Below are 21,071 nucleotides of genomic sequence, written 5' to 3'. Positions count from 1 at the left end.
GCGCTGCGCCGCGCGCCCTATCGCGTTAGGCGGAAGGCCAGTTCGCCTACAAACTCGATGCGTTCGACGCGCCAGGGCCGGTCGGCGATCATCGCTGCGAAGCGCGCCGCGTAGTTCTCGCGCATGCCGACTTGCCGGCCGCCCACCGTCCGCGTAGGGAACGAGACGACGATGCAGCGCGCATTGATTGTATCCAGGATGGCTGCGCCGGCGGCTTTGTCGAGCTGTTCCAGGCAAGGGAGCGCCTTGAGCAACAGAGCGACGTCGGCTGCATCGGTAGGGCAGTCGGTGATCACATCGCGGGCTTCGGCCTTGCCCGCTACGCCGAGCGCCGCCAGGGCTGCCCGCAGAAAGCCTGCCAGGTCCTCGTAGATGTCCACGGCATGATATGTCGCGCCGGCGGCCAGCGGCATCCACGGTAGGCTCAGTGGGTTCAAGCCGCAGGCGAGGTCGAGCACCGAGCGCACTGGGCCAAGGTCGGCAAGCACGCGCGCGTAGAACGCATCCAGGATGGGGAGTCGCTCCCGCGTCGAGGTGTGATGGTTCATGATGGATCGCAACACGGCGCGCCGCGCGGTGTCGTCGGGCGCTTGGATGATCTGACGCAGCCATGCGTCGTAAGGCGGGTGTGCGTTGGCGAGATATAGGCCGGCGATTTGATGCAGCGTCTTCTTGGTCGCTTTGACGGCGTCTTGGAGCGTCGCGCGCTTGCACAGCTCCGCAGCGCCGATGCGCCGCACGAGCGCTTCGCTGATCGCGCTGTATTTGCGGCTGGCGCGCACTTGTTTGACCAGCTCCTCCAGCCGAGGATCGTCGTGCATCACGTCAGTCGTGGGCGATGATCTGCCGCAGACGCGCCATCAACTGCGTCATGAAACGCAGGTTGTGCAGCGTAGCCAATCGCCCGTATGCTGCATCTTTGACCTTGAAGAGGTGATGCAGGTAGCCGCGCGAGTAGCGCCGGCAGGTCGGGCAGTCGCAATATTCGCAGACCGGCGCGCTCGACTTGATGTGCTTCTCGTCGCCGATGTAGAGGTAGGACCACCATTGACCCTCGAAGCGCGTCTCATCAGGCGGCTGGTTGAAGATCATCAGCCGGCCCCGTCGGGCGTCGCGCGTGGGTAGGGTGCAGTCGAACAGGTCGTAGCCCATGCGCGCGCAGGCGACGACGCTATCGGGATGTCCGATGCCCAAGGCGTGCATGGGCAGCGCGCGCGGGACGAGCGCGCGCGTATAAGCGACGATGTCGCGCAGGAGCGCGCCGTCGCTATCCAACGGCCATCCGCCGTAGCCGAAGCCGTCGAAGCCAATCTCCAGCAACGCCTCGGCGCACGCCTTACGCAGCTCTTTGGACGCGCCGCCCTGAATCACGCCGAACAGCAGCGGTCGCCTGGTTACAGCGTCCGCCGGGGACGAATGAGCCGCTGCCGGTGGCGCGTCCGTGGATTTGTGCGAAGCGGGGGCGCCGCGGGGCACGGCCAGCCACCGCTCGAACTCGGCTTTGCAGCGCCTGGCCCAGGCGATCGTCCGCCGGACGCTCTCGCGCTGCTCGGCCTCGCTGTCATCCGGGTGGGTGCAGTCGTCCAGGCAAATGACGATGTCCGCGCCAAAGCTGAGTTGGAGCTGCGTGCTTTTCTCCGGCGTCAGCAACGCTTTGTCCTTGCCGTCGGGCCGGAAGACCAGCCCCCGGTCGGTGAGCGAGCCGAACCTCGGGTTCTGGCGGATGAGCGAGTAGGCCTGGAAGCCGCCGCTATCGGTTACGATAGGCCGCTGCCAACCGGTCATCGCGTGCAAGCCCCCCAGCGCCTTCACCGTGGTGGTGCCGGGGCGCTGCATCAGGTGGAAGATGCTCATCACGATCCCCTCGACGCCGACGTTCTCGAGATCGGCGCTGTCCACAGCGCGCACGACGCCGCGCGTGGCATCCGGCAGGAAGGTCGGCAGGGCCAGCGCGCCGTGCGGTAGATGGAGGATGTCGGGCGTCATAGGATGGAGCGTTAGGCGTCGCGCAAGTCGCTTCTGGCGGCCGAAGCGCTGCTGGTGACTTGCGACGCCTCATCTTCTTCCTCAGGTGGCCCTCCTTCGGCGCGCGCGGCGCCCTCGATCACCAGCACGTATTCGCCTTTGGGCGTTCGGCTTTGCACCTGCGCGAGCAACGCCGACAGCCGGCCGCGGTCCACGCGCTCGAACATCTTGGTCAGGTCGTTGGCCAGCGCCGCGCGTCGGTCGCCGTACACGGCGATTGCATCGGCGATCAGCGCGGCGACGCGGTGCGGGCTTTCGTAGAAGATCAGCGTATGGGGCGACTGCGCGTCCACCGCGAGGAAGCGCCGACGCATGGTCGGTTTGCGCGGCGGGAAGCCACGGAAGATGAACGCATGTGTCGGCAACCCGCTGAGCACCAATGCCATGACGAAGGCGGCCGGCCCGGGGATCATGGTCAGCGGCAGTCCCTCGTCTATACAGCGCCGCACCAACACAAACCCGGGGTCGCTAATGCCCGGCGTGCCGGCGTCGCTCACCAGCGCCACCGTGCGCCCCTCCCGAAGCAGCGCGATGATCTTTTCGGCGGCCTGCCGTTCGTTGTGTTCGTGAAACGAGATCTGCGGGCGGGAGATGCCAAAGTGCTTGAGCAGCCGGCCGGTGTAGCGCGTGTCCTCGCTGGCCACCACATCGGCATTGCGCAACACCTCCAAGGCGCGCTGGCTGATGTCGCCGAGGTTGCCGATGGGGGTCGCGACCACGTAGAGCATCGCAGCGAACCTACAGCACGCCCTTTGTCGAGGGGATGCCGCTTCGGCGCGGGTCAATGCGCGTGGCGGCGTCCAGCGCGCGGCCCAGCGCCTTGAACAACGCCTCGGCTTTGTGATGGTCATCGCGGCCATAGAGCACGCGCGCGTGAAGGTTCAGCCGGCCGTGGGTCGCGATGGACTCGAAGACATGCGGGATAAGCGTCGCGCTCAGGTTGCCGATCTTCGGCCCGTCGAGCGCGCCGCGAAAGATGGCATACGGCCGGCCGCTCAAATCCACGACGACGTGCGCCAGCGCTTCGTCCATCGTCACCCAGGCGTCGGCCATGCGCACGATGCCGGCGCGGTCGCCCAACGCCTCGTTCAGCGCCTGGCCGAGGGCAATGGCGACATCTTCGACGGTGTGATGCTCATCCACCTGCAGGTCGCCGACGGCGCGCACGGTGAGATCGAATAACCCGTGGTGCGCGACATGGTGCAGCATGTGGTCATAGAAGCCGACGCCGGTCTGAATCTCGGCGCGGCCGGCGCCGTCCAAATCCAGATACACGGAGACGTCGGTCTCGTTCGTCTTGCGTTGAATTCTGCCGATTCTTGCCATGGTTATTCGCCGAGTGCTTTGAGCGCGGCGATCAGTCGGTCGGTCTGGTCGGGCCGACCGACGCTGATGCGCACGCAGTCGCGCAGGCCCTCGCGGTCGAAGTAGCGCACCAGCACGCCCTGCTGCTCCAGAGCCTGCTTCAGGCGGCGCGCGGCCGGCGGGCGGGTCTCGCCGTGGTTCACCGGCGCGTCCTCGGCCACGCGGCACAATACGAAGTTGGCCTCGCTGGGGAAGACATGCAGCCAGTCGAACTGCCCGAGCAGCTCGCTCATGCGCTGACGCTCGGCCACCAGCCGCTGCACGTTCTCGCGCAGATACTCGCGGTCGCTCAGCGCGGCGATGGCGGCCACCGTCCCGGCCACGTTGGGCGTGTAGGGTTGCTTGATCTTCCACAGGTGCTGGATGATCGCGCGCGGGAAGACGCCGTAACCGACCCGCAGGCCGGCCATGCCGGCCAGCTTGCTGAACGTGCGCAGCACGATCAGGTTGTCGTACGCCAGCGCCCAGCTCACCCGGCTGGGGCGCGCGCTGAAATCCACATAGGCTTCGTCCAGCACCACCACGACCGGCAACGCCAGAAGCGCGCGCAGTTGTTCGTCGCAGATCGTTGAGCCATCGGGGTTGTTGGGGTCGGCGATGAAGAGCAGCTTTGGGATGAGGGAGTCGAGCGAAGTTGGGGGTTGGAGATTGGAGACTGGAGACTGGAGATTGGAGACTGGAGATTGGAGATTGGCGACCGGAGCATCTCCAATCTCCGATCTCCAATTCACTAATCTCTCTACTGCATGCACATCCACCGAAAAGTCTGCGCGGCGAGGCGCGGCGACGTAGTTCGCGTTCATCACGTCGGCGACCCAGCGGTACATGCCGAACGTGGGGGGCAGGTCAACGACGGCATCGCCTGGCCGGACGAAGGCGCGGGCGACCAGGTCAATCACCTCGTCTGCGCCGGCGCCGCATAGGATGTGCTCGGGCGGGATGCCGATGTGGTCGGCGATGGCCTTGCGCAAGGCCGTCTGGTCTGGGTCGGGGTAGATGTGCAATCCGTCGGCCCGGGCGAGCGCCTGCAGCGCGCGCGGCGATGGGCCGTAGGGGTTCTCGTTGGCGTCCAGCTTGACGATGTCTTCAGGGCGTCGGCCCAGACGTTGCGAGAGCACCTCGAACGGGACGATGGGCGTATAGGGTTGCATCGCCCGCAGGTGGGGGTTGATCAGCGATTCAACGTCCATACGGTCTGGTCGGTTCCCTGAACTTTACACACAAAGGTGGGCCGGGGAAGGTGAGGATCGGCGCAGCGGTGGCTCACCTCAGCGACTGGCGAAAGGCGCGCAGCGCTGCCACGCGGCTGGGTTGCTCCTCGAAGATGTAGGTCGCCGGGGTGACGACGACGCCGCTGCCGCCAATGGCGCGCAGTTGTTCGATCGCGTCGGTCAGCTCGTGGCGCCCGACGACGAGGTTCACGGCGAACCAGTGCGCGCCGGGATTCGCAGCGGCGCTGTGCGGATTGGGGTAGATCGGCGCGATCGTCGGCCCTTGTAACCCGCCAAGCGTCGTGCGCAGGGTGATGGTGCGCCCCACGTCCTCGAGCGACTGCCCGCGCACATTGGCCCAGATCATGAAGTAGCCTTCGGCGCGCTGGTGCGCCTCGAAATACTCCAGCATCTCGATCGCCACGTCCATCACCTCCGGCCGCTTGAGCGAGTTGCAATTGGCGACCAGGCTGGCCTGCGTATGGAGGATGATGCCGTCCTCGATCACGCGTAGCCGATTCTGTTGAAGCGTCGCGCCGGTCTCGGCGATATCCACGATGATGTCGGCGTAGCCGATCTCCGGCACCACCTCCAGTGATCCTTCGGCGTCAATCAAGGTGAACGGTGCGACGTTGTGCGTGCGCAGAAACTCGCGCGTAAGGTGAGGATATTTGGTCACCACACGCAACGGCTGCGCCATCGCGCGAACCTTGGCGGCCAGCTCAGCCATCGTTCGCACGTCCTCCCAGGATTCCGGCACGGCGATGACCACGCGGCACTTGCCGTAACCGAGCGCATCGTGCAGGACGTGCGCGGCCTCACCGGCGTTTGCGTCTGCAATCACGTCGTAGCCGGTGATGCCGAAGTCCACGCCGCCGCCGGCCACACTGACCACGATGTCGCGCGGGCGCTGGAAGAGCACGGTCACCTGCGGCAGCGCCGGGATATGGCCGATGTAGCTGCGCGTCGCCGATTGCTTCACGTCGAAGCCGCAGCGCGCCAGAAAATCCAACGTGGGCTGTTGCAGCCGGCCTTTCGACGGCAGTGCCAGCCGGATATCGTTACGCATGGAGGGTGAGCATGACGCGGATGTGCCGTGGCGCTTGCGGTCTCGTGACCTCAGTTCAGGCGAGCGAGTTCAACGGCCTTCTGCGCCGCTTCGGCGGCGCTCGTGGCGGTGATCAGGTTGGCGCTGGCCAGGATGCGGTCGCCTTCTTCCTGGTTCGTGCCGGTGATGCGCGCCACCATCGGCACTTTGGGCTTCACTTCTTCCATCGCTTGCACGATGCCGCGCGCCACCTCGTCGCAGCGCGTGATGCCGCCGAAGATGTTGAACATCACCACTTTGACTTTGGGATCGGAGAGCACGATGCGCAAGGCGGCAGCGACTTTATCGGCGCGCGCGCCGCCGGCCACGTCCAGGAAGTTGGCCGGCTTGCCGCCGAAGTGCTGGATGATGTCGAGCGTGGCCATCGCCAGGCCGGCGCCGTTGACCAGGCAGCCGATGTTGCCATCGAGCGAGACGAAGCTGAGGTCGGCGTTGCGCGCTTTGCGCTCGGCCTCGCTTTCCTCATCCGGGTCGCGCATGGCCGCCAGCTCGGGGTGTCGGAAGAGTGCGTTGTCGTCAATCACCATTTTGCCGTCCAGCGCCAGCAGCTTCGCGCCCCCGTCTGCGCTCACGATCGCGAGCGGATTAATCTCGGCCAGCGACGCATCGTTGGCGACGAAGGCCGCGGCAAGTCCCTTGGCGATCTTGACGAAGTCCCCCCAATGCTCGCGCGGCAGGCCGATGGCCACTGCTACGTCGCGCGCCAGATAATCCGGCAAGCCGATGAACGGATCAATCGGCGCGCGGACGATCTTTTCAGGCGTCGTCGCTGCGACTTCCTCGATGTCCACGCCTCCGGCAGCGCTGGCCATCAGCACGGCGCGGCGTCGCGCGCGGTCTATCACTACGCCCAGGTAGATTTCGCTTTGGATGTCGGCAGCGGGGTCAACCAACACCTTGCGCACGGGCAGGCCCTTAATGGTCAAGGCGAGGATGTGCTCGGCCTTCTCTTCAACTTCTTCGAGCGTGTGGGCGACCTTCACGCCGCCGGCTTTGCCGCGCCCGCCGACCAGCACCTGCGCCTTGATGACGACCGGCAGGCCGATCTCGCGGGCGGCGTTGCGCGCCTCGGTGGCATTCTCGGCCAGAATGCCCTGGGGCGTTGGGATGCCGAATCGGCCAAAGATCTGCTTGGATTGGTATTCGTGGAGTTTCATGATCCGTGCGTCCTATCAGGCTCAGAGCCTATCCGCCAACTCATCACACAACGTGCGTATTGAACAAGCGAAGCGTGGTTTGTGCTCGCCCAACGCGCATGTTCGGATGGCTCTCAACCTAAGAATTGTATCAGGCGCCGGCGCGGCGCGGTCGCGCTATGATTCCAACACGCGGACGACGCTGTAGCCCAGGTGCGTCAGCCCTGAAATGGTTTCTTCCTCCGTGCGCCGCACTTCCTCGCGCATGGCCGCCAGGTTGCTGCCGCCGATAGAAAGCACGACGGTGAGGTGTAAGCCGTCCTCAAACATCTGACCGCGTGACTTGACATACACCATCGGGTGATGGTCTTGCACCTCCTTAAGTAGCGCAGCGATGCGCGATTCATCGCCCTTATCCAGCACGATCGTGCGCTCGACATAGCCGCCAGCGCCGATAGTGTTTGCCAGCACCGGCCGCAGCGAGGTGGTGAAGATCGCCTTCATCTCGCCGGGCACGCCAGGCAGCGAGACGATCGTCGTCACGCCGTCGGGATGCTCCGAACGTGCGTCGAGCGCCATGGCCGGCGCTGCGCCGTCGGGGTTGAGGATCGGCGTTGCGCCCTCGGGGAACAGGGCCATCTTACGGCGCGCGTCGTTCAGCTCGGCGCTGAAGTTCGGGCGCAGCGTGGCCAGATAGGCGTAACGTCGGCGCACCATCTCCAGCGCTTCTGGATGTATGCGCATCGGCAGGTGGAGTGCGCGGGCGATGGCGCGCAGGGTCAGGTCGTCCTCGGTTGGGCCGAGGCCGCCGGTGGTCAGAATCAGCCGCGGGCCGCGTCGCAACGCGGCGCGGATCTCGTCGCCGATGTGGTCATAGTCGTCGCGGAGCATGGCGGCCCGCGTCACCCGCGCGCCCAGGCCGGTGACCATGCGGATGAGCCAGTGCGTGTTTGTGTCCAGCACTTGCCCAACGAGCAGCTCGTTGCCGATGGCGAAGATTTCTACAGTGCGCAGGTCGCTGAACATGGCAGGTTGCCGTTGACGAATATCAACAGCCTGAACTATACACCCCGCATTGCAATATTGGGGAGTTCAGCGCAACGGGCGCGCAGGGCACGGCGTGCTTGCGATGACGATTATCATTACCCTAGCCAGAGCACAGATCCCATGACCACCCTCGGCATCCTCGGCGGCGGGCAACTCGCGCGCATGCTGGCACAGGCCGCGCAGCGCATCGGGGTGAACGTCGCCATCCTCGACGAAGACGAGTTGAGTCCGGCGATGCAGGTGACCGCCTTCGGCGTGACCGGCTCGTGGCGCGACCTGGAGACGCTCGGCGCATTTGCCGATGCCGTGGACGCAATCACCGTCGAGAGCGAATTTGTGCCGGCTGAGCTCATCGCATTCATCGAGCAGCGCGGACGGCGCGTGCTGCCCGGCTCGCACACCTTAGCGTTGGTGCAAGACAAGTTCACTCAGAAGCAAACGCTGAATGCGGCCGGCTTGCCTACTACGGCGTATGCGGCTGTCGGCTCGCTCGACGCGGTCAAAGCCTTCGGCGCTCAACACGGCTATCCGCTCGTGCTCAAGACCCGCACGCTCGGCTACGATGGCTACGCGCAGATTGACCGCGAGGCCGATGTGCAGGCGGCTTGGGAGAGGCTGGCCGCAACCGGCCGCGCGTTGATGGTCGAGTCATGGGTCCGCTTCAAACGTGAGCTGGCGATCGTTGTCGCACGAGGGCAAGACGGCCAGATCGTCACTTACCCCGTGACTGAGACGCTGCGGCTCAACCACGTGTGCCACGTTGTGCGCGCGCATCGCAGTGGCTTCGACCATCCGGCCAAGGAGATCGGCCGGGCTGTGGTGGAGGCGGTGAACGGCGTCGGGGCGTTCGGCATCGAGATGTTCGAGCTGCCCGATGGCCAGGTGCTGGTCAACGAGGTTGTGCCGCGCGTGCACAACAGCGGCCACTACACCATCGAGGCTTGCCTGACATCGCAGTTCGAGAACCACGTCCGCGCCGTGTTAGGGCTGCCGCTGGGTTGGCCGGACATGGTGAAGCAAGCTGCGGTGATGGTGAACTGCCTGGGCACGAGCGAGCAGATGCCCAGGCCGCGCGACTTTGCGCGCGCGTTGTCCTATCGCGGCGCGCACCTGCACTGGTATGGCGAGCGCGCGTGCCGCAAGGGCCGCAAGATGGGTCATGTCACCGCCGTGCACGACTCGTTGTCCGAGGCCGAGCGCATCGCGCGCATGGCGGCCGGCGACCTGATGAGCGCGTCGGCGTGGTTTGTGTGAAAAGCGCACAGGCCGGCGTGGGCTGAGCCTGTCCCCCACGCCGGCTTTTTGTCCGGGCTGCGCGCTGCCGGCGGTCGTCATTCGCCGGACGGCTGGATACTGTCGCGCGTCCCCTTGCCGTTCGCCGCCATCATCTCCGCTAACGGCTTGACCAGATTGGTGAATTCCATGGGGAAGATGTATTTCGTCGCCGGGCTGGCGCCGATCGCCTTGAGCGCTTCCAGGTACTGGATCAACATGGTGTTGGCATCCACATGTCGCGCAGCTTCAAAGATTGCGTTCAACGCTGTGGCGAAGCCCTCGGCGCGCAGCGCCTGCGCCATCTTCTGGCCCTCGGCCTCGAGGATGGCTGATTGCTTCGAGCCTTCTGCGCGCAGGATGGCCGCGGTCTTCTCGCCATCGGCCAGGGTGACGGCGGCTTGGCGCTTGCCCTCGGCTTCGGTGACCAGCGCGCGGCGCGTGCGCTCGGCGCTCATCTGGCGGTTCATCGCCTCCTGCACTTCGCGCGGCGGCGTAATCTCGCGGATCTCAACTGCGGTGATCTTCACCCCCCAGCGTTCGGTCACTTCGTCGAGCTTGCTGCGCAGCGTCTGGTTGATGCGTTCGCGCTGGGCCAGCACATCGTCCAGCGTGATGTCGCCGATGACGGCGCGCAGCGTCGTCGTCGCGATGCCTTGCGATGCCGCCGCGAAGTTGCCCACCTGCAGCACGCTGCGCTCCGGATCGGATACCTTCCAGTAGGTGAGAAAGTCCACCGAGATCGGCGCGTTGTCCTTGGTGATTGCCGTCTGCTGCGGCACTTCCATGAACTGCTCGCGCAAATCCACTTTCGTGGCGGTGTCAATTAACGGGATCAGGATGATCAATCCAGGTCCTTTGGCGCCGATGGAGCGGCCCAGGCGGAAGACGACATACCGTTCGTATTCTCTGGCGATCAAGATGAAGGATCGCAGTAAGCCTCCCAGGATGAACAGCGCGATGACGACGATTAAACCGACCGCGATCAATGTGGCTAAACCGCTCATTTCTTATTTTTCTCCTCTGTGATTTGCGCTTCGCGTTCCGCCTGCTCCGGCGGATGTGCGAGCGCGCGCACAAACAATGTTAACCCTTCGACTTGTAAAACGACAATGGGGGCGCCTTCGCCGATCGGCTCGTCCGATTTGACCGTCCAGAGCTCGCCGGCGACTTGCGCGGTGCCGGTGAACTGCGACTCGGGGGTGAGGGGTGACTTGATCACGCCATGCGCGCCCAGGATGTTGTCGGGCGAGATGACCGGTCGCTGCTGCATGGCGTGCAGGGCGCGGTGCAACCCGAAGCCGAAGAAAATCGCCGAGCCGCCCGATGCCAGCATGATCAACCACCACGATACGGCGAAAGCCCGCTCGTCTGGTCGGAACAGGAAGAGCGAGCCGATGCCCAGGAGGATGGCCCCGCCGAGCGCGACTAACCCGCTCTGGATCTGAATATCGGCGATCAACAGTCCGATGCCGGCGAGGATGAGTAATAGGCCGGCGATGTTCACGGGCAGGCGAGACAAACCGAGCAGGGCCAGGAGCAGGCACAACCCGGCGCCGATCTCGAGCAGGCCGGTGCCCGGCACGGCAAAGGCCATCACCAGCGCGATCAAGCCTAGCATGAGCAACGCATACGCGATGTTTGGATTGGCGATGACGTCGAAAACTGCCTGTCCGATGTCCATGGTTCTCCCTGCGCGACCGCCGGAGCGCATCGTCTCGCTCGCCGAGCGGGTTGCTGTGGACGATATCGCTCATCGGTTAGAAAGATGCTGGTCAAAGGATGAGGCGCGGATTAACGCGCGCCGCCATCGCTCAGATTGGCGCGGCGGCGTTCAACTGGGTCGTGACTGCCGTCGTACACCTCCTCCATCGAAGCCAGGATGTCGTGCAGCGAATTGACTTGCTCGGTGATGCTTTCGCGCAAGCGCTGAGCTTTGTTGCCGTCCACGTCTCGTGCATCCAGCAGCAGCATCTGCGAATACACGGTGCCGAGCGCCGTGAGCGTGTTCTCCAACTGCAGCTCGGCGCGATCCATCGCGGTCTCCAGCTTAAGCAGGTTGTTGTATTGCGACTGCCGGCGGCTGATGGTCTCGTCCAGCTCGCGCCGGATGCGCTCATCCTGCTCTTGTAGCGCGCGCTGCTTGAGACGCTTGATGGACTCCGGCACGTCGTTCAAGTCTTTCTTGATGATCTCGTCGTTCTGGAAGGCATCCAGCCGGCTGGCCAGCGCATAGATGTTGCGCACCCATGCTTCCACCTGGTTGGCCACATCTTGCATGCGATGCTGCATCGCGGAGTCGGTAAAGCGTTCCACCGCCTTGTCAATCCGTTCGCGGTAGGCGATGGCCTGTTTGACGTTCATGCGCAGGCTGGGGTTGCGGATTCGGCTGAGGTCGAATGCTTCGCGCAACGCCTGGGACATGGCCCGCTCGCCGGCTTGCCGGCTGGCGACGCCCATGCCGATCACGCCCAACCACAGCGGCGCCAACCCGGCCAGCCACCATACCGGCGACACGTTGAACGGTGGATCGCCCAAGATCGGGATTGGCACGCCGAGCCCGACCAGGATGATCGCGGCTGCGATGATCAGTGCGCTGGGCAGGCTGAAGATCGCGTTCTGAATGAGCTTGCCGCGCGTGCGTTCTCTCAGGTCGTCCATTGGCTCGACCGATCGGTGGTTGATAGGTGCCGGCGATGACCTGCGCCCGCGTTGCTGTTTGTCGGCTACTGGCTAATCCCCAACCGCCGCTTGCGCTCCTCGAGTTGGGCGTCCAGTTCGCCGCGGCCGAGCACCTCGTCCATCTGCGCATCCAGGTTTTGGGCGGCCATCTCGGCGCGGGCCGAGGCCTGGTCGAGCCGCGCCCGAATGGCCTCGGCCATGCGGGCGACATCGGCGTCGCCCACGCCGGCCAGGTCGTCCAGCGACTTGATCGCCTTGTTGGTAATCTCCTTAGCCTTGGCCAAGTCGAGTAGGGCTACCATCTCCTCACGTTGCTGGCGGATGGTCGTGAGCTTCGCCTGTAGCTTCAGGCGCGCGTCGAGCAGCGCTTTGTACTCGCGCTGCTGGCGTTCCAACTGGCTGTTGTAGGTCTCGTATAGGCTGCGCACCGAGTTCAGCTTGGCCTGCGCGGCGCGCGCCAGGTCATCCTTCCCCTGGGTGAGGAAGAGGTCGATATTGCGATCCAACTCGTCTATCTGTTTTTTATACTCGGCAGTCTTGCGTTCTAGCGTCTTAACCTGGCCGCCTACGGTGGCTGCAGCGTCCTCCAAGGCATCGAGGTTGTTGTCCACGTCGCGGATGTACTGGTCAATGACCGCCATTGAGTTGGATTTCAGCGCGTTGTCCACCAACGCGTGCAGGTTCGCTTGAATCAGCGTGCTCACTTTGTCGAGAAGAGAAGCCATTCGTTTTCCTCCGGGATGTGCAAAACCGTCGCTGCTCCCCCAGCTCATCCGAATCGCCCTCCCGTGGAGATCGCGACCCCGATGAGGACGAATTCCAGACAGCCACGAAGGCAAGCAGATGATCGAAATTATAGCTACCAGGTCGCCTGGGCATGACATTTACCTGACGCAGCCGATGCATTTTCCACAGTGGCCCGGCGCTCGACGTCGCGCCAATGGGGTCGCTATGCGGCTCGACGTGGAACTCTGCAGCACATTTGACGTCTTCAAAGTGAAGTTGCACACTCATCCAAAGGTCGAAGGGAGGATGACCATGATGACCACACTTAAACGCTGCCTTGCACTCGTCGCGCTGTTTGGTTCAGTTGCACTATTGGTATCGGCCTGTGCCGCGCCGGCAGCGCCGCCGCCAAACCTCTCGGAGTTTACGGCTATGGCGGCGCCAACAGCGGCGCCGGCGATGCCTGAGAGCGCCGCACGTTCACCGATGCAACTCCCCGACGAGGCATCGGATCAGGCCGTCCAGCAGCGACTGATCATCCGAACGGCCGACGTGACCATCGTTGTGAAAGACACGCAGGCGCAAATGGACGCGCTGGCCAAGCTGGCCCAGGAATTCGGCGGTTTCGTCGTGTCGTCGAGCGCGTCGCGCGTCCGTGATAACGCCCTACAAGGCTACGTCATGCTGCGCGTAGATGCAGCGCGCTTCGACGAGGTGATGAACCGCATCCGCGCGCTGGCTGTCGAAGTGCGCAGCGAAAACGTGCGCGGCGAAGACGTGACTGCCGAGTACGTGGACCTTGACGCCCGGCTGAAGAACCTGGAGGCGACCGAAGCGCAGCTCCAGAAGATCCTTGAGCAGGCGACCACCACTGAGGACGTGCTGGCCGTGTACCGCGAACTCACCGAGATTCGCGGGCAAATCGAGCAGATCAAGGGACGCATGAAATATCTCTCCCAGTCGGCGGCGCTGGCCACCATCTCGGTCACGCTCATCCCCGACGCGCTGGCGCAGCCGCTTCAGTTGGGCGGCTGGCAGCCGGCGGGTGTGGTCAAAGAAGCGTTTGAGGCGCTGATTGCCACGTTGCAGGGGCTGGCCTCGCTGTTGATCTGGCTGGTCATCGTCGTCCTGCCCGTGTTGTTGATCTTGGCCATCCCGATCGTCTTGCTGGCGCTGCTCATCCGGCGCGCGCGCCGCCGCAGAAAGGCCGAGGCAGTGAAGACCGCGTGAGCATTGCGGGTTACCTCTACAATCGGCGGCATGAGCATCGAACTGCGCGCAGCGCTCGAGGCGATCATCGGCGCGGCCCTGCGCGCTGCTGACCCCGCTGAGGCGATTCGCCGTCACGTCCGTCGCGACGGCGAATCGCTCGTGATGGATGGCGTGACGTGCGACCTGCGCGCCTTCGATGACGCGCGCCTGATCGCTGTTGGCAAAGCGTCGGCGCCGATGGCCGCCGAGGTGGTTCGTTTGCTGGATGATCACTTGTCCTGCGCCGTCATCGTCACCAAGCATGAGCATCTGTCTCCTGACCTAAGGGCCAAGCTCACCCGTCGAGGCTTTACCCTGATCGAAGCCGGTCATCCGGTGCCGGACGAGCACAGCTTGCGCGCCGGCCGGGCAGTGCGCGCGGCGCTGCGCGGTTGCACGGCGCAGACGCTGGTCATCGTCTGTGTCAGCGGGGGAGCGTCGGCGCTGCTGGTCGCGCCCCACGCCGGCATCTCGCTGAACGCGATGCGCGCCATCAACGATGCGTTGCTGCGCAGCGGGGCCGACATTTACGAGATGAACGCCGTGCGCGCGCGGCTGGATCGCCTGAAGCGCGGCGGTCTGGTGCGACTGGCGCAGCCGGCGACGGTCATCGGCTTGATCCTCAGCGACGTGATCGGCGATCCGCTCGACGTGATCGCGGGCGGGTTGACGAACGACCCACAGGCGCACAACGTGCTGGTGGGCAACAATGCGCAGGCGTGCCAATCCGCAGCGCAAGCGGCGGAGCGGCTCGGCCTTGCCGCGCGCGTGGTCACCACCACGCTGCGCGGCAAGGCGCGCGAGGCCGGCGTGCAAATCGCCCGCGCATTGCTGGATGCCGATGCGCCGCCTACAGCGCACGGTGTGTGCCTGATCTATGGCGGCGAGACCACCGTGACCGTGCGTGGCAATGGCAAAGGCGGGCGCAACCAGGAGTTGGCGCTGGCGGCGGCTATGGAACTGGATGCGCAAGCGGACCCGCGGACGCGCCCCTGCGTCGGCATCGCGGCGCTGGGCACCGATGGCACCGACGGCCCGACCGATGCCGCCGGCGCGATGGCGTTCGCCGACACGGTGCGACGCGCGCGCGAGCGCGGCTTGGAAGCCCTTGACTATCTTGAGCGCAATGACAGCTATCATTTCTTCGCGCCGCTGGGCGAGTTGATCATGACCGGCCCGACCGGCACCAATGTCGCTGATGTCATCATCGCCCTGAGGCTAAGCGATGCAACCGCAACGCAAAGCACAATGCGCCATCGTTTGGAATCTCTCCCATGACAACGTCCATCACCCTCGCCGACATCTACGCCGCGCAGCAGGTGTTGCGCGATCAGCTCATCCTCACGCCGGTGCTGCCGGAGCTGCGCCTGACGCGCACCCTCGGCGCGCGCGTGTTTCTGAAAGCCGAATCGTTGCAGCGGGCCGGCTCGTTCAAGATTCGCGGCGCGTATAACAAGATCAGCCGGCTGGGCGAGGAGGAGCGCCAGCGCGGCGTGATTACAGCCAGCGCCGGCAATCACGCGCAGGGGGTGGCGCTGGCTGCGCGCCTCTTCGGCATCCCGGCGACGATCGTGATGCCGGAGCATGCCCCGCTGACCAAGGTGGTGAGCACGCGCGACTTGGGCGCGGAGGTGATCTTGCACGGCGCAACGTTTGATGATGCCGGCGCGTTCGCCCGCGAACAGCAGCAAGCGCGCGGCTTGACGTTCGTGCATGCCTTCGAAGACCCACTTGTCATCGCCGGGCAGGGCACGATTGGGTTGGAAATCCTGTCCGCGCTGCCCGAGCTGAACACGCTCCTCGTGCCCATCGGCGGTGGGGGCTTGATCAGCGGCATCGCCATCGCGGTGAAAGCGCTTAAGCCCGGCGTGCGCATCGTGGGCGTGCAATCAGCGGCTTGTGCGCCGGTGCGTGCGTCGTTGGCGGCCGGCCAAGTGGTCACGGCCCCCTCGGCTCATACCATCGCCGATGGCATCGCCGTCAAGCGCCCGGGCGAGCTGACGCTGCGCTACATCCGCGAACTGGTGGATGACGTGGTGGAGGTGAGCGACGACGAGATCGCGCGGGGCATTGCCCATTGCGCCCAGTATGCCCGGCTGGTGGTGGAAGGGGCCGGCGCGGCCGGCGTGGCTGCGCTGCTCGCGGGCAAAGTTGCGGTCGAGCCAGGCGATGTCGTCTGCGCTGTGCTATGCGGCGGCAACATTGATGGCAATCTGCTGGCGCGGGTCATCGAGCAAGTGATGGTGCAGCAGGGGCGCATCGTCGTGTTGCGCCTCACCGTGCTGGACCGCCCCGGCCAGCTTGCAGCGGTGATCAACCACGTGGCGGCATGTGGGGCCAACATCATTGACGTGATCCACCGACGGGCGGTGTGGTTGGCGCCGCTCACGCGCACCGGCCTGGAACTCGTGCTCGAGGTGCGTGACGAGGCTCATGGACAGGCCGTGATGCAGCGGCTGGCCGATGCCGGCTATCACGTCGAGCGCGTGCGGCTGGGCGAATGGCCAAGTTAAGCGCCGGACATGAGCCACAAAGCACGACGGCGCGCAGACTTGATTCATCAAACCCAAGTCGGAGCGCGCGCCATGCCCGGCCTGACTTGAGTTTGGTGCTACAAGCCCAATCGAAAGGAATCCCAAACTGACGCATCAAACGGTCAGACCGCTTCAAGCGGTCTGACCGTTTTGAGTTCACCCTGCCGTCGCATCCACCGGCGTCGGGGGCGCAGTGCTTTACGCCGCGGCGTCCGCCGTTCAGCATCCCGCCCAATCGGGCGCAATCCCACGCCCGCGGTGGTTCGGTGCGAAGCAGGGCGCGCCGGTCCTCCGCGTCGCCAGGGCGAACAGAGCGCTGGCGCCCAAGGCCGGTTGCGGTGAGGCCGGCCATTCGGACTAGAACTTCCGGCTCCACTCTTTCGGCCAGCGTTCGACGACGACTTTGGTCTCGGTGTAGAACTCGACGCCATGCATGCCCTGAGCGTGCAGGTCGCCGAAGAAGCTCTCGCGCCAGCCGCTGAAGGGGAAGAAGGCCATCGGCGCAGCTACGCCGACGTTGATGCCCACGTTGCCGGTGTTCACCTCGTAGCGGAACTGACGCGCTGCCGCGCCGCTGCTGGTGAAGATGCATGCCATGTTGCCGTAGCTGCGGTCGTTGACCAGCGCAATCGCTTCCTCGATGGTCTCGGCATGCATCAGGCTGAACACCGGGCCGAAGATTTCGGTGCGGGCGATCTCGCTCTTGGGCGGCACGTGGTCAAGGATGGTGGGGAAGACGAAGTTGCCGTCTTCGTAGCCCTTCACCTTCTTATTGCGCCCATCCACCAGCACCTGCGCGCCTTCCTGCTCGCCGAGCGCGATCAACTTCTCGATGCGCGCTTTGCTCTCTGCGGTGATCACCGGCCCCATCTCCACGCCTTCATCCAGCCCGTAGCCCACTTTGCGCGAGGCGGCTGCGTCGGCCAGTTGCTCCACGAAGATGTTGCGCGCTTCGCCCACGGTGATGCCGACCGAGGCGGCCAGGCAGCGCTGTCCGGCGCAGCCGAATGCCGAATCGGCCACGATGCGCGTGGTCATGTCCATGTCGGCGTCCGGCATGATGACGACCGGGTTCTTGGCGCCGCCTTGCGCCTGTACGCGCTTGCCGGCCCGCGCGGCGCGCTCGTAGATGTAGCGGGCCACCGGCGTGCTGCCCACAAAGCTCACCGCGCGAATGTCGGGATGATCGAGAATAGCGTCCACGGCTTCTTTTGCGCCGTTCACCACCTGAACCACGCCGGGCGGGAAGCCGGACTGCTCCAGCAATTGGAAAATGCGCTGCATCGTCATCGGCACCTTCTCGCTGGGCTTGAGGATGAAGCAGTTGCCGGTGGCGACGGCGTAGGGCAGGAACCACAGCGGCACCATGCCGGGAAAGTTGAACGGCGTGATGGCGGCGACGACGCCGAGTGGCTGGCGGAAGCAATGCTCGTCAATGCCGCGCGCGATGTCTTCGTTGTTGAAGCCTTGCATCAGGCTGGGGATACCGCAGGCCACCTCGACGTTCTCGATGGCGCGCTGCATCTCGGCCTGACTCTCGGCGTAGGTCTTGCCGCACTCGTTGGTGATCAGGCGCGAAAGCTCATCGCGGTGCTCTTCTAGCAAGCGCTTGAATTTGTAGAGATGTTGCACCCGCTCGACGGCCGGCACGCGCCGCCAATGCTTGAATGCCTTGACGCCGGCTTCGGCGGCCAGGTGCACCTCTTCGGCCGGCGAGAGCGGCACTTGGGCCATCACTTGGGCGGTGGCGGGGTTCTTCACGTCGAGGAACGCGCCGGCGCCGGATTCCATCCATTGACCGTTGATGTAGTTGAGCAGGCGACCGTTGGTTGACATGTCCTTTTCTCCCTGAAGTACGAGCTTCTTGGCTGTGCAGCGATTATAAGTTCAATCGCCAATATAATCCCACTGGGTGTCGAATATCTTGCTGGAGGAACTGCAAGCCGCGCTGAAACCGATCTTCGACAAGTATGGCGTGGCGCGCGCGTTCGTGTTCGGCTCGGTCGCGCGGGGTGAGGCGACGCGCCGCAGTGACGTAGACCTGGTCGTCATCCAGGAGACCGACAAACCGTTCCTCGACCGCTACGAGGGCATCCTGGCCGAAATCCACACGGCGCTGCGCCGCAGCGTGGATTTGTTGATTTACACGCCGCGCGAGTTCGAGGCGATGCCGCGGACGGCGTTCGTTCGCCGCATGCTGAGGGATAGCAAGGTGATCTATGAGCGTGAGCGGGAATCGCCAGATGGCGATGCGCTGGATCGAGACGGCTGAGGAAGACCTACATACAGCGCGTCTGCTGTGCAGCGCGAATGTTCACGCGCCGGCCTGTTTCTACGCCCAACAGGCGGCCGAAAAGGCGATGAAAGCGTTGTGGTACGCACTCGACCAGGAGCCTTGGGGCCATTCCGTCGTGGCGTTAGTCGAAAATTTCGTCGAGCGCGATGCGTTGCCTGATTGGAGACAGTGGAGTGACTATGCGGCCCAGCTTGACCAGTTTTACATTCCAACGCGTTATCCTGATGCGTTACCGACCTCCACGCCGGGCCGAGTGTATCGCGCAAGCGATTCTGAGCGCGCGCTGGCTTGTGCAGAACCGATCGTGAACGGTTGTCGCGAATGGCTGGCCGCGCATTGACCTCGATCCGCGTGCGCGTGGGAGCTGCCACACCTGCTCGTAAGGCGCGATGATCTGCTCGGCGGCGGTCGCCGCGAAGCCGTGTTGCGTGAGCAACGCAGTGAATGCGTCACCCAGTCCGCTGCGCGCCGAGCAGGCGTCGGTGACGATCAGGGCATGGCGCGCGCGCCGATCTGGCGCAACTGCGCCGGCAGCTTGCGGCTTGCGCCGGCACCAAAGCGTATTGTGCGCGGAATGTTGAACGTGATCGCCGTCGCGGTCAACGAGGGTATTAGGGCTGCGCCGGCGTGGTGGCCGTCAGCTCGCGCACCAGCGCGTCCACGTTGTGCTCGATCAGCGCGAATGCCTCAGCGGTTGGCATGAGATGGAGATCGTGCACGCGCCAGTAGGTGATGTGGTTGCGCCAGGCAGGGAAGTAGTGCTCGACATAGCTGCGATGTTCATCTTCGTCCAGTGCGATGATGCGCTGCGCCGAGTGAAGGTCGGCTTCGGTCAATCGGCGCGGGTGGGGTGGGTCGGCAGGCAAGGGGAGCCCACGCTCCTGCGCGCGGTGGATCACGCTAACGGCGAGCGGACCGGGGTTGAACGGGCTGGGGGCGAAGCCGCGCGAGGTAGCGCGCCAGCCCAGATGGGCCGGCGCGGTTGCGTTGAAATACAGCTCGGCGTAGCGGCTGCGATAGTAGTTGCCGGTGCAGATGAACAACACCGTGTGGTCCGACATGCTTCACCGGCCTTGTGAACGGCGCCAGGCTTCGTATTCCTCACGGGCGTCTTCGCGCAGCGGATAGTATTTGCGCAGGTCGCCGCCCTCGGCCAGCTTCATGCGGGTGAAGTCCTCCCATTCGGCGTGCTCGCTGGCTTTCTTCAGCAGCTCCGGCGCCAGCTTGATGGGCACCACGACCACGCCGTCGTCGTCGGCGATGATGATGTCGCCGGGCATGACCAACACGTTGTTCATGGCGATCGGCACGTTGACGGCGAAGGGCATCAGGTTGGTCTGCGTGTGAAAGTTAGGCGTGACGCCGCGCAACCACATGGGCAAATCCAGGTTTTTGACATGGGGGTAATCGCGGATGCAGCCGTCAATCACTACGCCGGCGCCGCCGCGACCCTTGAAGTAGGTCAGCATCATCTCGCCGAAGATGCCGCTGCCCATGTCGCCGCGCGCGTCCACCACGACGATGTCGCCGGGCTGGGTGTGATACAGCACGTGACGGTGGAGTTGCGCCTCGACGTTGCTGTATTCGCTCTCGCCATAGAGGTCTTCGCGCTTGGGCATCATTTGGAGCGTAAGGGCCGGGCCGACCACGTGCTTGCCCTTGTTCCACGAGACCGGGCCGCGGATGTGCGCGTCGCGGATGCCTAGCCGATACAGCTCGCCGACGGCCGTGGCGCAGCCGATGTGGCGCAGTCCTTCGATGAGTTCTTTGGGGGGACGAACGATATCCGGTGTCTGAATCATGCTCGGCACTATAGCGCCGTTTGGGGAGCGGGCAAGCGCGGCGGTGGCTACAGGCCGAACACTTGCTCGACCTTGATCTGCAAGCCGGGGATGACCTGTGCAGTCAGCGTGTCATCCCATTCGTGGATGCGCACGTTCTGGTAGCGCGATTTGCCGGGCAGCGTGTATTGCTCGATCACCTGGTTGGTGACGTCTATCAGCCAGGCTTCGGGGATGCCAGCGCTCGCGTAGCGCGGAATCTTCTCCTTGCGGTCGTAGTCCGCCGAGGCGTCGGCCACCTCGATGACGATGAGCGTGTCCTCTGCAGTGGGGATGCCCTGGCGGTAGAAGTCATCGCGCCTCTTGAGAACAGCGAGGTCTGGTTGCGGTTCCGATAAATCGTCAAGTTGTATGGGATCTTGGACGCTGACGATAGCCGATTGCGCCAACAAGAGTAGAAGAAGCTCGTTGAGCTTCTTGACGATTGCTGCGTGTAGTGGGCCGATGGGACTCATCCGGCGTATCTCCCCAGCAATGAGTTCGACGCGGTCGTCCTCGGCGAGGATGCCGGCTTCGCGCATGCGCGCGTATTCGCTCACGCTGATCGGACGCAAGGTGACGTGCACGGCCATACGCG

22 protein-coding genes are annotated in these 21,071 nt (G+C 64.5%); 6 read left to right on the top strand and 16 right to left on the bottom strand.

The genetic code is table 11. The annotated features are described in order from the left end of the window. Window positions 1–17 precede the first annotated feature (17 nt). From GXH28_RS06175 to GXH28_RS06140, 8 genes are all read right to left on the bottom strand, one after another. Window positions 18–821 (bottom strand): 16S rRNA methyltransferase, encoded by an 804-nt coding sequence (locus GXH28_RS06175; RefSeq protein ID WP_169238150.1) that lies wholly within the window; start codon window positions 819–821, stop codon window positions 18–20. 4 nt (window positions 822–825) lie between these two features. Next, window positions 826–1,986, bottom strand: a complete 1,161-nt coding sequence (locus GXH28_RS06170; RefSeq protein ID WP_169238149.1) for a tRNA-ribosyltransferase family protein — start codon at window positions 1,984–1,986, stop codon at window positions 826–828. An 11-nt stretch (window positions 1,987–1,997) separates the two neighbouring features. After that, on the bottom strand, window positions 1,998–2,753 hold the full coding sequence (gene rsmI / locus GXH28_RS06165) for a 16S rRNA (cytidine(1402)-2'-O)-methyltransferase (protein ID WP_169238148.1): 756 nt from the start codon (window positions 2,751–2,753) through the stop codon (window positions 1,998–2,000). Between the two features lie 10 nt (window positions 2,754–2,763). Further along, window positions 2,764–3,351 (bottom strand): imidazoleglycerol-phosphate dehydratase HisB, encoded by a 588-nt coding sequence (gene hisB, locus GXH28_RS06160; RefSeq protein ID WP_169238147.1) that lies wholly within the window; start codon window positions 3,349–3,351, stop codon window positions 2,764–2,766. A 2-nt stretch (window positions 3,352–3,353) separates the two neighbouring features. Then, window positions 3,354–4,580, bottom strand: a complete 1,227-nt coding sequence (locus GXH28_RS06155) for an aminotransferase class I/II-fold pyridoxal phosphate-dependent enzyme (protein WP_169238146.1) — start codon at window positions 4,578–4,580, stop codon at window positions 3,354–3,356. Between the two features lie 73 nt (window positions 4,581–4,653). Further along, complete coding sequence (gene hisG / locus GXH28_RS06150; RefSeq protein ID WP_169238145.1) at window positions 4,654–5,670, bottom strand: ATP phosphoribosyltransferase; 1,017 nt, start codon at window positions 5,668–5,670, stop codon at window positions 4,654–4,656. 50 nt (window positions 5,671–5,720) lie between these two features. After that, window positions 5,721–6,866 (bottom strand): ADP-forming succinate--CoA ligase subunit beta, encoded by a 1,146-nt coding sequence (sucC, locus tag GXH28_RS06145; protein ID WP_169238144.1) that lies wholly within the window; start codon window positions 6,864–6,866, stop codon window positions 5,721–5,723. A gap of 156 nt (window positions 6,867–7,022) precedes the next feature. Continuing rightward, the gene (locus GXH28_RS06140; protein ID WP_169238143.1) at window positions 7,023–7,871 is read right to left on the bottom strand and encodes a competence/damage-inducible protein A; all 849 of its coding nucleotides are present in this window, start codon (window positions 7,869–7,871) and stop codon (window positions 7,023–7,025) included. Window positions 7,872–8,012: 141 nt separating this feature from the next. Between GXH28_RS06140 and GXH28_RS06135 the strand changes: the two genes are divergently transcribed. Continuing rightward, window positions 8,013–9,146 carry a 5-(carboxyamino)imidazole ribonucleotide synthase gene (locus tag GXH28_RS06135; RefSeq protein WP_169238142.1) on the top strand — a complete coding sequence of 378 codons (1,134 nt, stop codon included), beginning with the start codon at window positions 8,013–8,015 and terminating at the stop codon, window positions 9,144–9,146. A 77-nt stretch (window positions 9,147–9,223) separates the two neighbouring features. Here GXH28_RS06135 and GXH28_RS06130 read toward each other — a convergent pair whose 3' ends face one another. The 4 genes from GXH28_RS06130 to GXH28_RS06115 form a co-directional block, all read right to left on the bottom strand. Next, window positions 9,224–10,171 carry an SPFH domain-containing protein gene (locus tag GXH28_RS06130; protein WP_169238141.1) on the bottom strand — a complete coding sequence of 316 codons (948 nt, stop codon included), beginning with the start codon at window positions 10,169–10,171 and terminating at the stop codon, window positions 9,224–9,226. After that, window positions 10,168–10,848, bottom strand: a complete 681-nt coding sequence (locus GXH28_RS06125) for an NfeD family protein (RefSeq protein ID WP_169238140.1) — start codon at window positions 10,846–10,848, stop codon at window positions 10,168–10,170. Before GXH28_RS06125 ends, GXH28_RS06130 begins: the two co-directional genes overlap by 4 nt. Window positions 10,849–10,958: 110 nt before the next feature. After that, on the bottom strand, window positions 10,959–11,825 hold the full coding sequence (locus GXH28_RS06120) for a hypothetical protein (protein WP_169238139.1): 867 nt from the start codon (window positions 11,823–11,825) through the stop codon (window positions 10,959–10,961). A gap of 65 nt (window positions 11,826–11,890) precedes the next feature. Continuing rightward, window positions 11,891–12,571 (bottom strand): PspA/IM30 family protein, encoded by a 681-nt coding sequence (locus GXH28_RS06115; RefSeq protein WP_169238138.1) that lies wholly within the window; start codon window positions 12,569–12,571, stop codon window positions 11,891–11,893. Between the two features lie 313 nt (window positions 12,572–12,884). On the opposite strand from GXH28_RS06115, the gene GXH28_RS06110 reads away from it, so the two are divergent. The 3 genes from GXH28_RS06110 to ilvA are packed head-to-tail and all read left to right on the top strand — an operon-like array spanning window position 12,885 to window position 16,336. Beyond that, window positions 12,885–13,802 (top strand): DUF4349 domain-containing protein, encoded by a 918-nt coding sequence (locus GXH28_RS06110; RefSeq protein WP_169238137.1) that lies wholly within the window; start codon window positions 12,885–12,887, stop codon window positions 13,800–13,802. Between the two features lie 30 nt (window positions 13,803–13,832). Continuing rightward, window positions 13,833–15,101 carry a glycerate kinase type-2 family protein gene (locus tag GXH28_RS06105; RefSeq protein WP_169238136.1) on the top strand — a complete coding sequence of 423 codons (1,269 nt, stop codon included), beginning with the start codon at window positions 13,833–13,835 and terminating at the stop codon, window positions 15,099–15,101. Further along, a complete protein-coding gene (ilvA, locus tag GXH28_RS06100; protein WP_169238135.1) occupies window positions 15,098–16,336 on the top strand; it encodes a threonine ammonia-lyase in 1,239 nt (412 codons plus the stop codon). Before GXH28_RS06105 ends, ilvA begins: the two co-directional genes overlap by 4 nt. A gap of 378 nt (window positions 16,337–16,714) precedes the next feature. On the opposite strand, the gene GXH28_RS06095 is transcribed toward ilvA, so the two are convergent. Beyond that, window positions 16,715–18,193, bottom strand: a complete 1,479-nt coding sequence (locus GXH28_RS06095) for a CoA-acylating methylmalonate-semialdehyde dehydrogenase (protein WP_169238134.1) — start codon at window positions 18,191–18,193, stop codon at window positions 16,715–16,717. 76 nt (window positions 18,194–18,269) lie between these two features. On the opposite strand from GXH28_RS06095, the gene GXH28_RS06090 reads away from it, so the two are divergent. Both GXH28_RS06090 and GXH28_RS06085 read left to right on the top strand, forming a co-directional pair. Beyond that, on the top strand, window positions 18,270–18,629 hold the full coding sequence (locus tag GXH28_RS06090; RefSeq protein ID WP_169238133.1) for a nucleotidyltransferase family protein: 360 nt from the start codon (window positions 18,270–18,272) through the stop codon (window positions 18,627–18,629). Continuing rightward, on the top strand, window positions 18,601–18,993 hold the full coding sequence (locus GXH28_RS06085) for a HEPN domain-containing protein (protein WP_240550221.1): 393 nt from the start codon (window positions 18,601–18,603) through the stop codon (window positions 18,991–18,993). The genes GXH28_RS06090 and GXH28_RS06085 overlap by 29 nt, the downstream gene beginning before the upstream one ends. A 271-nt stretch (window positions 18,994–19,264) precedes the next feature. On the opposite strand, the gene GXH28_RS06080 is transcribed toward GXH28_RS06085, so the two are convergent. Genes GXH28_RS06080 through GXH28_RS06070 form a run of 3 tightly spaced genes read right to left on the bottom strand, consistent with a single transcriptional unit; the run spans window position 19,265 to window position 21,066 of the window. Beyond that, window positions 19,265–19,714, bottom strand: a complete 450-nt coding sequence (locus tag GXH28_RS06080) for an arsenate-mycothiol transferase ArsC (RefSeq protein ID WP_169238132.1) — start codon at window positions 19,712–19,714, stop codon at window positions 19,265–19,267. A 3-nt stretch (window positions 19,715–19,717) separates the two neighbouring features. Then, entirely contained in the window at window positions 19,718–20,455 is a 738-nt protein-coding gene (locus GXH28_RS06075) for a ribonuclease activity regulator RraA (protein WP_169238131.1), read from the bottom strand. A gap of 47 nt (window positions 20,456–20,502) precedes the next feature. Further along, complete coding sequence (locus tag GXH28_RS06070) at window positions 20,503–21,066, bottom strand: Uma2 family endonuclease (protein ID WP_169238130.1); 564 nt, start codon at window positions 21,064–21,066, stop codon at window positions 20,503–20,505. Window positions 21,067–21,071 lie beyond the last annotated feature (5 nt).

Source organism: Candidatus Roseilinea sp. NK_OTU-006 (genome assembly GCF_012931985.1).
Lineage (GTDB): Bacteria > Chloroflexota > Anaerolineae > J036 > Brachytrichaceae > JAAFGM01.
Note: the sequence above shows the minus strand (reverse complement) of the source record. Positions and strands in the feature narration are given on the sequence as shown.